The organism is Paractinoplanes deccanensis, assembly GCF_016862115.1.
Taxonomy (GTDB): domain Bacteria; phylum Actinomycetota; class Actinomycetes; order Mycobacteriales; family Micromonosporaceae; genus Actinoplanes; species Actinoplanes deccanensis.
This window is the reverse complement of record NZ_BOMI01000172.1, coordinates 1-13,531: the sequence shown is the minus strand read 5'-3', so window position 1 is coordinate 13,531 and position 13,531 is coordinate 1. Positions and strand designations below refer to the sequence as shown.

General features: G+C 73.1%; 10 protein-coding genes. 6 read left to right on the top strand and 4 right to left on the bottom strand.

What is annotated here, in order from left to right:
• Positions 1–18: 18 nt before the first annotated feature.
• Genes Ade02nite_RS40855 through Ade02nite_RS49890 form a run of 3 tightly spaced genes read left to right on the top strand, consistent with a single transcriptional unit; the run spans position 19 to position 3,103 of the window.
• Entirely contained in the window at positions 19–996 is a 978-nt protein-coding gene (locus Ade02nite_RS40855; protein WP_203775778.1) for a PIN domain-containing protein, read from the top strand.
• Positions 993–2,177: a zinc-dependent alcohol dehydrogenase gene (locus Ade02nite_RS49895; RefSeq protein WP_239169411.1), complete on the top strand. Its 1,185-nt coding sequence runs from the start codon at positions 993–995 to the stop codon at positions 2,175–2,177. Before Ade02nite_RS40855 ends, Ade02nite_RS49895 begins: the two co-directional genes overlap by 4 nt.
• Positions 2,174–3,103 (top strand): SDR family NAD(P)-dependent oxidoreductase, encoded by a 930-nt coding sequence (locus Ade02nite_RS49890; RefSeq protein ID WP_239169410.1) that lies wholly within the window; start codon positions 2,174–2,176, stop codon positions 3,101–3,103. Before Ade02nite_RS49895 ends, Ade02nite_RS49890 begins: the two co-directional genes overlap by 4 nt.
• 561 nt (positions 3,104–3,664) lie before the next feature.
• On the opposite strand, the gene Ade02nite_RS40845 is transcribed toward Ade02nite_RS49890, so the two are convergent.
• Positions 3,665–4,156 carry a hypothetical protein gene (locus Ade02nite_RS40845; protein WP_203775776.1) on the bottom strand — a complete coding sequence of 164 codons (492 nt, stop codon included), beginning with the start codon at positions 4,154–4,156 and terminating at the stop codon, positions 3,665–3,667.
• Between the two features lie 207 nt (positions 4,157–4,363).
• Between Ade02nite_RS40845 and Ade02nite_RS40840 the strand changes: the two genes are divergently transcribed.
• A complete protein-coding gene (locus tag Ade02nite_RS40840; protein WP_203775774.1) occupies positions 4,364–5,959 on the top strand; it encodes a methyl-accepting chemotaxis protein in 1,596 nt (531 codons plus the stop codon).
• Here the strand turns inward: Ade02nite_RS40840 and Ade02nite_RS50485 are convergent.
• Both Ade02nite_RS50485 and Ade02nite_RS40835 read right to left on the bottom strand, forming a co-directional pair.
• A complete protein-coding gene (locus Ade02nite_RS50485; RefSeq protein WP_275409987.1) occupies positions 5,953–6,078 on the bottom strand; it encodes a hypothetical protein in 126 nt (41 codons plus the stop codon). The genes Ade02nite_RS40840 and Ade02nite_RS50485 overlap by 7 nt on opposite strands.
• A 5-nt stretch (positions 6,079–6,083) precedes the next feature.
• A complete protein-coding gene (locus Ade02nite_RS40835) occupies positions 6,084–9,482 on the bottom strand; it encodes an NB-ARC domain-containing protein (RefSeq protein ID WP_203775772.1) in 3,399 nt (1,132 codons plus the stop codon).
• Positions 9,483–9,627: 145 nt separating this feature from the next.
• On the opposite strand from Ade02nite_RS40835, the gene Ade02nite_RS40830 reads away from it, so the two are divergent.
• Positions 9,628–11,370 carry an MFS transporter gene (locus Ade02nite_RS40830; RefSeq protein WP_203775770.1) on the top strand — a complete coding sequence of 581 codons (1,743 nt, stop codon included), beginning with the start codon at positions 9,628–9,630 and terminating at the stop codon, positions 11,368–11,370.
• A 4-nt stretch (positions 11,371–11,374) separates the two neighbouring features.
• The gene (locus Ade02nite_RS40825; protein WP_203775768.1) at positions 11,375–11,815 is read left to right on the top strand and encodes a universal stress protein; all 441 of its coding nucleotides are present in this window, start codon (positions 11,375–11,377) and stop codon (positions 11,813–11,815) included.
• 51 nt (positions 11,816–11,866) lie between these two features.
• Here Ade02nite_RS40825 and Ade02nite_RS40820 read toward each other — a convergent pair whose 3' ends face one another.
• Positions 11,867–13,363, bottom strand: a complete 1,497-nt coding sequence (locus Ade02nite_RS40820) for a serine/threonine-protein kinase (RefSeq protein ID WP_203775765.1) — start codon at positions 13,361–13,363, stop codon at positions 11,867–11,869.
• Positions 13,364–13,531: the final 168 nt, after the last annotated feature.

The window sequence follows — 13,531 nt, the reverse complement described above, 5'->3', positions numbered from 1 at the left end:
CCGCGTACGCTGACGGGCGTGGATCAAGAAGAGCGGATCGCGATGTTCCTCGACTACGAGAACCTGGCGATCAGTGCCCGGGAGACCCTCGGCGGTCACGCGTTCGACCTGCGGCCGGTGACCGACGCGCTGGCCGAGCGGGGCCGGGTGGTGGTGCGCCGGGCGTACGCGGACTGGTCGTTCTTCGGCGACGACCGGCGCATGCTGACCCGCGCCCACGTGGAGCTCATCGAGATCCCGCAGCGGATGGGCGCCTCGCGCAAGAACGCCGCCGACATCAAGATGGTCGTCGACGCGCTGGAGCTGGCGTTCGAGCGCGACTACATCTCCACCTTCGTGCTCGGCACCGGCGACAGCGACTTCACCCCGCTGGTCGCCAAGCTGCGCGAGCTCAACAAGCGGGTGATCGGCGTCGGCGTCGAGAAGACGACCTCGGCGCTGCTGCCGCCGGCCTGCGACGAGTTCCTCTACTACGACCGGCTCGAGGGCGTCGCCCAGCCGGTGCCCGAGGTGGAGGCCACCGTCCGTGAGGTCGAGGCGCTGCCCGCCCTGGTGGCACAGAGCGTCAGCGGTACGGTGACGGCGTCCCGCCTCAAGCGCACGCTGCTGCGCAAGGACCCCACCTTCAACGAGGCCGACTACGGGTTCCGCTCCTTCGGCGAGCTGCTGCGCCACCTGGCCGGCGAGGGCGTGGTCGAGCTGAGCGGGGGATCCGACCCCGAGGTCTCGCTGCCCGAGCACGGCGACCGCGAGGCCGCGTTCGCGCTGCTGCGCTCGGTCGTCGAGAGCCTCGCCGGGCCCGGTGGCTCGGTGTCGCTGTCGGGGCTGAAGAACCAGGTGCGCAAGGCGGAGCCCGGGTTCACCGAGAAGAAACTCGGCTACCGCAGCTTCCTGCAGTTCGTCCGGGCGGCGGGCACGGCCGGTGCGGTCGGGCTGAGCTGGAGCGCCGACGCCGAGGATTATCTGCTCACGAGCGGGGCACCAAAAATGGCATGAGAGCTTTGACATGGCAGGGCACCGGCAAGGTCTCGGTCGAGACGGTCCCCGACCCGCGCATCGAGCAGCCGACCGACGCCATCGTGCGGATGACCTCCACGGCGATCTGCGGCTCCGACCTGCACCTCTACGACGTCCTCGGCATGTACATCGACCAGGGCGACATCCTCGGGCACGAGCCGATGGGCATCGTCGAGGAGGTCGGCGCCGAGGTCACCCACATCAAGCCCGGCGACCGGGTGGTGATCCCGTTCAACATCTCCTGCGGCAGCTGCTGGATGTGCTCGCGCGGCTTCTACGCCCAGTGCGAGACCACCCAGAACAAGGAGCAGGGCAAGGGCGCGTCGCTGTTCGGCTACACCAAGCTGTACGGGCAGGTGCCCGGCGGCCAGGCGGAGTACCTGCGCGTGCCGCAGGCGCACTTCGGCCCGATCAAGGTGCCCGACGACGGCCGCCCCGACGAGCACTACCTGTTCCTGTCCGACGTGCTGACCACGTCGTGGCAGGCGGTCAAGTACGCCGGCGTGCAGCCCGGCGACACGGTCTTCGTCACCGGCCTCGGCCCGATCGGGCAGATCAGCGCCCGCGTCGCCCGCCACCTGGGCGCCGGCCGGGTGATCGCCTCCGACCTGGTGCCGGAGCGGCTGGCGATGGCCGAGCGGCACGGCATCGAGGTGCTCGACGCCTCGAAGGTCGACGTCCCTTCGGCTGTGCTCGACATGACCGGGGGGCGCGGGGCGGACAGCGTCATCGAGTCGGTCGGCATGGAGGCGCACGGCTCACCCGTCCAGTCGGCCGCGATCAAGGCGGCGGGCAAGCTGCCGGACGCGGTCGCGCGCAAGGCGGTCGACACGTTCGGCCTCGACCGGATGGCGGCGCTCACCACGGCCTTCGCGGCGGTGCGCCGCGCCGGCACGGTGTCGATCATCGGCGTGTACGGCGGGCAGGCCGACCCGATGCCGATGATGGACCTGTTCGACAAGGGCGTGACGCTGCGCATGGGCCAGGCCCACGTGCGCCGCTGGTCCGACGAGATCCTGCCGATCCTCACCGGCGAGGGCGACCCGCTCGGCGTGGACGACCTCGTCACCCACCGGCTGCCGTTGGAGGAGGCGCCGCACGGGTACGAGATCTTCAAGAACAAGGAGGACGGCTGCATCAAGGTCGTGCTCAAGCCGTGAGCCGGGTGGTCGTGCTGACCGGCGCGTCCAGCGGCATCGGCCGGGCGGCCGCGCTCGCCTTCGCCCGCCGCGGCGACCGGGTGGTCCTCGCGGCCCGGGGACTGCCGTCCCTGCACGAGGTGGCGGCGGCGACCGGCGGCCTGGCGGTCCCGGCGGACATCTCGGACGCGGCGTCGGTGGACGCCCTGGCCGCCGCGGCGATCGCGGCGCACCGGCGCATCGACGTGTGGGTCGACAGTGCGGCCGTCATGGCGTACGGCAGGTTCGAGGATCTGCCCCGCGAAGTCTTCGACAAGGTCGTCACGACGGACCTGCTCGGCTCGGCCAACGTGGCCCGGACGGCGCTGCGCGTCTTCCGGGCCCAGGGCTCGGGCACGCTGGTGTTGTGCAGCTCGCTGCTGGCGCACGTCACGGTGCCGTACATGTCGGCGTACGTGACGGCCAAGTGGGGCCTGCGCGGCCTGATCCGCACCCTGCAACTGGAGACCCGCGACGCGCCGGGCATCCACGTGTGCGCGGTGGCACCGGGCAGTGTGGACACACCGATCTACAGGAGCGCCGGCAACTACGCCGGCAGGGAGGGCAGCCCGCCACCACCGGTGGCCTCCGCCGACCGGGTCGCCGAGGTGATCCTGCGCCAGGCGGACAAGCCACGCCCGGAGACGTCGGTGGGGCTGGCCAACCGCGTCATCGAGCTGGGCTTCGTGGCGATGCCGGCGGTCTACAACGCGCTGGTGACCACGATGATGCGCACGTTCGGCCTGTCCCGGCGCAAGGTCGAGGCCCACGAGGGGAACGTTTTCGGCCCCGCGCGGCCGCAACCACGCCGAGCGCGCCGCGGGTGGACGCATTCCCGGCGAGGTTCATCCGTTTCGAGGACAACGTCATCAAGCGGATCTCATGCGGTGCGGCCACGAGTCCGATAGCTCCGGTGACCTTCAGCGTCCGTCCACGGCCGCCGGAGCGACGGACCCGCCACAACGCAAAGCCCACCCTCCCAAGGGGGACCCCCGCCAAGAGGCCATTGTGGCCCGAATCGGCCGATCTTGCAGAGACGCCTGTGGACAACGACGCCTGTGGACAAGCGGCGCTGTGGACAAGCGGCGCTGTGGACGACGGGCGCTGCGATGATGCGAGTCGGCGAGGATCGGGCCGTTCCAAGCGAGTTTCGGAGCCGGTAGCGATCAGTCTCGGTGACAAACACGGGTCACCGGTGCGGCGAAGGTTGCGATCATCGGCGTTGACGTGGCGATTGAGCCGGCCGTCGTGTCGCTGTACTCAGATCCGGCGACTGCCTTGACGCCCGGCCGGCGCGCCGAGTCCAAAGGTCGCCTGGGCAGGCGAGACCGAGACTTGCTGGACTGGTAGTGCCGGCGGACCGTTCGGTTCGGTCACTGTGGGTTCGAGGGGCTCTGCGGGCGTAACAGGCGCGAGGGCCTCGGCCGACGAATAGGTGCGGTGGCTGTCCAGGACCGTGGTGTCCTGGGTCAGGTGGGTCTCGGGGTTCGCGGCCACCACTGGCGGCGGCGGTCGCGGTAGATGACCTCGGACAGCGGGCGGGTGGTCTCGCCCAGGAGCCAGCCGGCGATCGCGGCCACGGTTGCCGGGTCGCCGCCGCCGTTGTCGCTCAGGTCGAGGATGAGGGCTGGGGCGTGCCGGGCCAGGGTGAAGGCGGCGTCCAGGTATGGCAGCGCGAGCGGCAAGGGCTCCAGGCTGTCGATCTTGATGGTGCAGGTGCCGTCATCCCGGCGGCTCACCGATGTCAGGCCGGCGGCCTTCCTCCGTACGGCCTCGGGATCTGCCGGGGGCCAGCCGGGGGGCTCCTCGTCGGGCGAAGCGGCGCTCTCGGGGTCGACGTGCAGCTCCAGGTGGCGGACGGTGCGCTGGCAGACGGCCTCGAGCTCGGCGGGGGTGACCGGGGTGTGGCGCAGCGGCGCGAGGTCGGCGAGGAGCTTGTCGAGGCGCGGGCCGGCCGGCATCAAACGGGGGAGTCAGTGGATCAGGCGGTCGGCGAGGGGCATGCGACGACCGTAGGGCAGCCGGGGCGGTGCGCGGGGGCGCCGGGATGTTGAGCGACGCGCAGCACGGGACGGCGGGGACGGGGTGCGGGTGAAATGCGCAGAATTCTCGAATTGGGCCAGGTGGGGTGGTTCGAGGACGCACAGTAATGGGGAAGGGGGTGCCACATGGCGGACGGCGCGGGCGGCAGCTGGTTCGACAACCTGAGGGTCGGGGTGAAGATCCAGGCCGCGATCGGGGTGGCGGCGCTGGCGGCGCTGGCGATCGGGATCGCCGGGCTGGTCGCGATCTCGACGCTGGGTGACGAGAACCAGTTGCTCTACAAGAACAACGTGGCCCCGCTGACCGAGCTGGCGTCGATCCAGCGCAACGCCCAGGGCATCCGGGCACGCTACCTGGAGTACGGCGTCGCCACCGACGACGTGCAGCAGACGCTGGGCAGCGAGATCGACGACCGGCAGAAGCTGCTCGACGACGCGCTGACCGCCTATCGGCCGGGCGCGGTGAGCGCCGACAACGTCGACGCCTTCGTCAAGGCGTTCGACGAGTTCGTCTCCGTCGGCGAGAACACGCTCGTCCCGCTCGCCGAGGCCAACCGGTACGAGGCGTTCGCGACCGCCTACCGCGACACCGCCCTGCCGCTGATGTCCGACGCCTCCGACGCGATCGAGGCGGAGAACGACGCCCAGCTCGCCCAGGCGAAGTCGCGCGCGCAGGAGAGCGCGGACGCGGCGTCGTCGGCGCGGCGGCTCCAGATCATCTTCCTCGTGGTGGGTGTCGCGGCGGCCGTCGTGCTCGGCGCCGTCGTCGCGCGGGCCATCGCCCGGCGGCTCGCGCGGGTCAAGGAGTCGCTGACCGCCATGGCGAACGGGGACCTGACCGCCGCGGTCGACGTGCAGGGCCGCGATGAGGTCGGCGAGATGGCCGCGATGCTGCTCGTCGCCCAGCAGCAGACCCGCGACGTGGTCGCCTCGGTCGGCGCCGCGTCGCAGAGCCTGTCCGCGGCCGCCGAGCAGACGTCGGTCATCGCCAACCAGATCAGCGAGGGCGCGGCCACCGCGTCCGACCAGGCGCGCCGGGTGTCGGCCGCCTCGGAGGAGGTCTCGCTGAGCGTCAACACGGTGGCCGCCGGCTCCGAGGAGATGGGCTCCGCGATCGCCGAGATCGCGCACAGCGCCAACTCGGCCGCGGAGGTCGTGGGCCAGGCGGTGAACGTGGCCGCCTCGGCGAACCAGACGATCGCGACGCTGGGCGAGTCGAGCCGGGAGATCGGCGACGTCATCCGGGTGATCACGGCGATCGCGGAGCAGACGAACCTGCTGGCGCTCAACGCGACGATCGAGGCGGCGCGTGCGGGCGAGACGGGCAAGGGCTTCGCGGTGGTGGCCGGCGAGGTCAAGGACCTGGCCCAGGAGACCGCCCGGGCCACCGAGGACATCGCTCGCCGGGTCGAGGCCATCCAGAACGACAGCGGCCACGCGGTCAACGCGATCGGCGAGATCAGCGAGATCATCGGGCACATCAGCGACTACACGACCACGATCGCGTCGGCGGTCGAGGAGCAGAGCGCGACGACCGCGGAGATGAACCGCAACGTGAACGAGGCGGCGAACGCGACCGGGCAGATCAACCAGGGCATCACCAGCGTGGCGGAGAACGCCCGGACCACGGCCGAGTCGGTGGGCGACGCGCAGCGCTCGGCGGCCGAGCTGTCGCGCATGTCGAACGAGCTGCAGGCGGCGGTGTCCCGCTTCGTCTACTGATCTCGCGCTCGCGGCCGCAGCGAACCAAGTTCACCCACGGCGTCGAGCGAAGGGAACGCGAAGCCCCGCTCCCGGAACAGGCGGCCGGCGGCATTGCGGATCTCGTCCCGCTTGGCCACGACAGTCATGGTAGGTGCGTGTACCGGAAGCAGTAGAGCCCGCGCTCACCCGCGACGTAGAGCAGCGGCTCGGTGAGGTGCCAGACGCAGTCGTTGCCGTGTTGCTCGACCCGCGTCATGGCGAGCGGACGGCCGGTGTGCACCTCCATGATTTGTACGGCGCCGTTGTCGCCTATGACGGCCAGGCGGTCGCTGCCGGGGGAGAAGGCCAGGGCGTTGACCTTGCCGGCGATAGGGCGCAGCCGTCGGACCGGGACGCCGTCGGACCGGAACACCTGGACGCCGCCGCGCTCGCCGATCGCCAGGCACCTGCTGTCCGGGGCGATGGCGAGCGCGGTGATCCGCTCCGAGCCGGCTTGCACGGTCGCGCGTGGGACGCCGTCCGGTGCGTCCCACAGGTGCAGGCGCCCGCCGTCGTCGGCGGCGGCCAGCCAGGTGCCGTCGGCGGCGATGGCCAGCGCGGTGACCGTGGTGAGCCGGCCGGTGAGCTCCACCCGTGGCGAGCCGGTCGCGACGTCCCAGATCCGGGGTGGCGCGCCGTCGGTGACCAGCCAGGTGCCATCGGGGGCGAGCGCCAGGAACTCGGACGTGACGGACACCGGGCCGGTCCACCGCTGCCGCCGGCGCTTGTTGTCGATGCGGCGGACGATGGGCTTGCCGTCGATGCGGGCGACCCACGCGCCCCGGGTCGCCACGGCGTGGGGATACCGGGCCAGGCGCTCGGCCGCTTCGCACGCCGCGCCGTCGTCCGCCCGCCAGACCCGCGCCGGCCCGCCGCGGCTCACGGTGAACAGCCGGTCGCCGTTGCCGTCGAGCGCGACGGCGTGCAGCGCCTCCGGCCGGGTGGCGAGGAAGTCGGGCACGGGCTCCGCCCGCGACAGATCCCAGGTGCGGACGGATCCGGAGAGGTCACCGGTCGCCAGCCAGGCGCCGTCCGGCGCGATCGCGATGGCGCCGACGACGGCGGCGTGCCCCCGCAGGACAGCGCGGAGCCGGCCGGTGGCGACGTCCCAGAGGTCGACCGTCCCCGGGCGCGACGCGGTGGCGATCCGCTCTCCGTCCGGCGCGAAGGCGACCGCCGTCGCCGAGCCGGCCGCGTGGTTCTGGACGTCGAACGGTGTCCCGGTCGCCGGATCCCACAGCCGCAGCGAGCTGCGCGCGGTGATGGTGGCCATCCGCTCGCCGTCCGGGGCCACGACGATTTTCGTGACGACGTCGCGGAGCGGCCGTGCGAGCTCCGCGCAGCGGTCGCCGGTCTCGGCGTCGTAGATCCGGACGGCGTGGTCGGCGGTGGCGACCGCGATCCGGCGCCTGCCGGGGAACGTGCCCAGGGCCGTCGGGGTGCCGACCGGGAAAGCGAGCGCCGGGCCGGCCTCGAGCGCGCCGGCGTCCCAGATCCGCGCCTTGCCGTCGAGGTGACAGGTGGCCAGCCAGCTGCCGTCCGGGCCGTAGGCGGCGACCTGGGCGACCGGGGAGACCCGGCGGAAGGCGAGCCGTCGCTCGGCGCCGGTCATGAGATCGGTCACCAGGAGCGCCAAGCCGTCGAGGGGTGCGGCCAGGGCCGGCGCGGTGACCATCCGGCGGCAGTCCGGGGAGATCGCGGGGGTGATCTCGCGGCGGCCGCTGCGCGAGAGCCGCAGGCGCCCGGTCTCGCTGTCCCAGCATCGCGTCGTTCCCCGGAGATCCCAGGTCACCACCGTCTTGCCGTCGGCCGCGATCGTGATGCGGCCGACGTGCGCGCGATGCCCGGCGAGAACGCGGCCCACCATCGGGTCCGGGCGGTCGGGCAACGGCCACTCGCTGAGCAGGCTGGGGCGCTCACGGCGTACCCGCCAGGTCTCGAACCACGGGCCCAGCCGGTCGTCGAGGATGTCGTCGAGCGCGTAGTCCGGCTCTGTCGGGGTGAGCAGATGGGCCACCTGGGCGAACTTGCGCGCCAGGTCGTCGCAGCGTGGGGTGCCGGCCGCGGTGAGATCGCGCAGCGGCGCCAGCGGGCCGAAGGCGCGCAGGCTCGTGCTGACCCAGCGGAAGTCGGTCGCCAGCTCTTCCGCCGCTTCGCGGTCGCCGGCGGCCACCAGGTGCTCGATCAGGTGCTCCCAGAGGTAGCGCTCCGACGGCGGCAGGTCCCACGGTTCGCCCGGCACGGCCTCGGCGAGCGCGCGATGTGCCGCCCTCAGCCGGTCCGGGCCGAGCTCGTCGCGCAGGTAGTCGCGGACCACGTCGTGCAGCTCGATCCCGGCCGGTTTCAGCATCACGAGCGCCAGGTGAGCGAGCCGCGAGCACAGCGCCCGCGCCTCGACGGCGTCCCTGCGCCACAGCCGGGACACCAGGCCGACCGGTACGGTCTCGTCCTCGGCGAAGACCGCCAGCTCGGCGAGCCGCCCGCGCTCCTCGGCCGTGAGCAGCCCGAGGCTCGCCTCCAGCGTGGCGGTGACCGCCTGGGACCGCTGCGCGGGGTCGGACAGGTCGATCTGCCGCGCGGCCGCCCCGGTGAGCTCGTCGACGCGGGCCGCGCTCGTCGCCACCTCGGCGGCGACCCGGTCGACGTCGCCGTGGGCGCGCACCTGCTCGACCAGGATCCCGTTGACCAGGCGCAGCAGCAGCGGCCACCGGCCGGTCCGGGCGAGCAGGCCGTCCACGGCAGCCGGGCTCATCGGCGGCAGCCCGGCCGTCAGCACCGCCCGGGCCTGCGCCTCGGACATCTGGTCGACCTTGACGGACGTGCCCAGGCCCTCCGTCAGCCGCTCGCTGCGGGTGGTGATCAGGCGGGCCGAGCGCGTGCCGGCCGGGAAGGCGTCGAGCTGGTCGGGGAACCACACGTCGTCGACGATCACGAGCCGCCGGGGGCCGTCGCTCAGCACGGCGGCCAGGTTCTCCGCGGCGCGCCACACCTCCGGGTACGGGTGGGCGCGCGCCGGGTCGATCTCCGCGACGAGCCTGGTCACCTTTTCGGCGAGCGCGCCGTGGCGTACGTCCCGGCCCACCGTCACCCAGTAGACCTCGTCGCCGAAGGTGCGGCGCACGCGCCTGTCCGCGCGGACCAGCTGGGCCACCGTGGACTTGCCGAAGCCGCCGGCCCCGTACACCCCGGTCGTGATCGAGACGGTGTCGCGGTCGCCGCGCAGCGCCTCGACGACCCGGTTCACCTCGCCGGGGCGGTCGACCACCCAGTCCGGCCGGACCGGGCGGGGCCGTCGCGCGCGGGGGCGCTCACCCGCGTACCGCTGCTGGGTCCACCAGACCGCGGCCCCGGCGGCGACGGCGAGAAGGGTGCCGCCCAGCACCCACCACCACGGGTCGCGCTCGATGAAGCCGACGCGCTCGCGGCCCGTGTCGGTGGCGAGGTTGACGGCGACGGACACGACGGTGGCGGCCACCGCGGCGACGGCGACGGCGGCCAGCACGAAAACAAGGCGGAGTCTGCGCGTACGCCCAGGGTAGGCGCGGTGTGGCCCGCGGAACAGTCCCCTCCGGTGGTGGTGATCGGCGGTCCGCGCGATGATGTATAACGTAGTTATCAATCACCCGTTGCTTCGATGGAGCATGCGCATGAGCGCCCCTCACGAAACCGCTGTCAGCCCGTTCAAGCAGCCCAAGGCCGTCTGGGCGGTGGCCTTCGCCTGTGTCATCTCGTTCATGGGCATCGGCCTGGTCGACCCGATCCTGCCCGCCCTCGCGAACGACCTGCACGCCTCGCCCAGCCAGGTGTCGCTGCTGTTCACCAGCTACCTGGTGGTCACCGCGGTGGCGATGCTCGCGGTCGGCTGGGTCTCCAGCCGCATCGGCGCCAAGCGGACGCTGGTCGCCGGGCTGGTCATCATCGTGGTCTTCGCGGCGCTGGCCGGGGCGTCCGGCTCGATCGGCGGCATCGTCGGCTTCCGCGCCGGTTGGGGGCTCGGCAACGCCCTGTTCATCGCCACCAGCCTCGCGGTCATCGTCGCGTCCGCCAGTGGCGGCTTCGGAGGGGCCATCATCCTGTACGAGACCGCGCTCGGTCTCGGCATCGCGGTCGGCCCCCTGCTCGGCGGCGAACTGGGCTCGATCAGCTGGCGGTGGCCGTTCTTCGGCGTCGCGATCCTGATGGCCATCGCGCTCGCCGCCACGCTGCTGATGGTCAAGCCGCTGCCCAAGCCCGCGCGGAAGGTGTCGCTGACCGCGCCGCTCAAGGCGCTGCGCCACCGCGGGCTGCTGACCATGGGCATCATGGCGCTGCTCTACAACTGGGGCTTCTTCACCATGCTGGGCTACGCGCCGTACCCGATGGAACTGAACGCCCACAAGCTCGGGCTGGTCTTCACGGCGTGGGGCCTGCTCGTGGCCGCCTTCAGCGTGTTCTTCGCGCCGCGGCTGCAGGCCCGCTTCGGCACGGCGCCGGTGCTCTACGTCAACATGGCCGGGCTCGCGATCGTCATGGTCGTGATCGCGGCCGGCGTGGCCACCCCGGCCACCGTGATCGCCGCGGTGATCGTCAGCGGCGCGTTCATCGGCATCAACAACACCCTGACCACGCAGGCCGTCATGCTCGTCTCGCCGGTCGAGCGGCCGATCGCGTCGTCCGCGTACGGCTTCGTGCGCTTCATCGGCGGCGGGCTCGCGCCGTACGTGGCCGGCAAGCTCGCCGACCACTTCGACCTGAGTGTCCCCTTCTACGTCGGCGGCGTGGCCTTCCTGCTGGCGATCGTGGTGCTGGCCAGCGGGCACAAGCTCGTGTCGGCCGCGGAGAACGCCCCCGCCGTGACCGCGCCGGCCGGGGAGCGCGGCCTTGCCGAGGCCGTGCCGGTCCGGGAGCACGGCCTTGCCGAGGCAGCGCCGGCCGGGGACCGGCCCGTCGTCGTGGCGGTCGGCAGCACCCCGGACGCCGCCGCGACCGTGGACGCGGCCGCCCTGGTCGCCCGCCGCGAGGGACGGCCGCTGGAGGTCGTGCACGTCCGCGAGACGATGGTGATCGAGGAGCTGGCGATCCAGCCGGAGGCCGAGGCGGCCGCCCGCGCCGCGGTCGCCCGTCACCTGGACCGGCTGGCCGGCACGGGCGTCAGCGCCACCGGCCGGATCATCGAGAGCGTCGGCGACCACGCGGCGGCCGGGCGCGCCGTGGCCCGGCTCGCCGCTGAGGTGAACGCCCCGCTGATCGCGATCGGCCGGTCACCGCGCGGGCCCGTCGCCCAGTTCACCGACGGCAGCTTCACCAGCGCGCTCAACCACGCCGCGACCACGTCGGTCGTCCTGGTCAGCCCCGAGGCCGAGCCACGGCCGCTGACCCCCGAGGCGATCGCCGAGCTGCGCGCGGGATAGCGGGATGCCCTCCATCCCGGGCCTGTGCCCGGCGGCGATCGTGGTCGGCGTCGACGAGTCACGCTCGTCGTTGCGCGCGGCCGCGTACGCCGCCGGGCTCGCTCGCCGTCAGCAGGCGCTGCTGGTCGTCGTCTACGCGCGCAGCGGGCCGAACGGACTGCTCTCGACCGTGGACATCTCGGGCACCGGCGCGGCGCAGGTGCTCGACGCGCAGGATCGCGTGGAGGCGGCCCTGCGGCGCGCGCTCGGGTCGGTGCCCGATCTCGCCGTCTCGCTCGTGGTCCGCACCGGTTCGCCGTACGCGGTGATCTCGGAAGTCGCCCACGAAGTGCAGGCGGGGACCGTGGTGGTGGGCCGCCCGGAATGTCTGGCGCACCGCATCGCGGGATCGGTGTCGCGGCAGCTGATACGCAGGGGGCGGTGGCCGGTCACGATCGTGCCGTGAGCGGGTCATCGTGGGGTTCTGTCCGTGCTGCGGTGGGCGGCGGTCCGGTGGTCACGGCTTCTCGGCGGTCTCCGAGACGGCGGCGGCGGGGACGCCGGCCGTGCAGGTGACGGTCATGGTGGTCAGGGACTTGCCGCGCTTGAAGGTGACCGCTGGAGCGCTGGAGGGGCCACCGTCGGCGGCGAGGACGCGGTAGGGCGAGATCGCCTGCCAGGACACGATGTGAGCGGTGGTGGCCGACGGGCAGGAGGCCCGCACGGTGCCGGCCGCCGACGAGAAAGTCTGCGCGGGCGCGGCCGGCGTGGGGGTGGCCGGCTCGGTGGTGGGCCGCGTGCTCGTGGCCGGTGGGGTGGTCCGGGTGGCGGTCGTCGGTGGTGTGGACGCGGCGGGTGTGCTGGACGGCGGCGCCGTGGTCGCCGGTGCCGAGGTCACGGCCGCGCGGGTCCTCGCGGCGGCGTTGGCGGGTGGTGCGGCGGCCGGTGCCGCGGTCGATTGCGGCGGCTGGGGCGAGGCGGAGGACGGGGCGGCGGCGCCGGGGGTGTCGCGGTCGTCGGGCAGCAGGAGCCAGGCGGTGCCCGCGGCGGCGAGGGCGGCCACGGCTGCCAGGGCCCACCGGCCGGCCCGGAAACGGGAACGCGGCACGGCGCGGGGAGCGCGGAGCAGCAGTGACGGCTCGTCGGGGGCGCTGGGCGCGGCCGAACGCCCGTACGGATCATCGGTGATGATCTTGAGGCCGGCGCCGTGGGCCAGCAGCGACGCGGCCTCGCGGGCGGACGGCCGGACCGTGGGGTCCTTGGCGAGGCAGCGGTCGGTCAGCTCGGTGACGTACTCGGGGACGCCGGGCAGCGCGGGCAGCGGGTCCGGGTCGCGGTGGATGTGCTGTTCGAACAGGCGGGCGGGGTCGTGGCCCGTCCAGGGGGAGCGGCCCGAGAGCAGGCGGTAGAGCACGACGCCGAGCGCGTACACGTCGGACGGCGGCTCGACGACATCGCCGAGGATCCGTTCGGGCGCCACATAGGCGGGCGTGCCGAGCACCTCGTCGGTCGGCGGCTCGGAGCTTCCCGGCGAGGTGACCGCGGCGATCCCGAAGTCGACGACCTTGGCGCCGGTGGGCGCGAGCATGACGTTGGCGGGCTTGATGTCGCGGTGCACCAGCCCTTCGGCGTGGGCGGCGGCCAGCGCGGCGGCGATCTCGGCGCCCACCCGCATCGCGAACCCCGGCGGGATCGGCCCCTCGGAAAGACGGCGAAGCAGGGTGCCGCCCGGGACAAGCTCCATCACGACGAACGGGAACACCTGCGAGCCGTTGGTCATCTCCCCGTAGTCGTGCACCTGCGCGATGTTCGGATGACTCAGCGCGGCCGCGGCCCGGGCCTCGTGGCGGATGCGCTCACGCGAGGCCGGATCGTCCAGGTGACTGGGGGCGAGCACCTTGACGGCGACGGTCCGCGCAAGAACCTGGTCGTGCGCACGCCACACCACGGCCATGCCACCACTGCCGACCGGCGCGAGCAGCCGGTAGCGGCCACCGAGAAGCTGTCCGTCCATCGGGGGCAGTCTGCACCGAGAGGCGTGCCCGCGCATCTCGGCCAACCGGCCATCGTCGGGCGGCTGCGGGCGATCGGGGTTCATCGACGCCGCTCAGCCGGTCACCACGCCATCTGGCCGGCCGCGACCGCAGCCCTCCGGGAGGCGCGTGTGCCCGAAGGCCCGCCC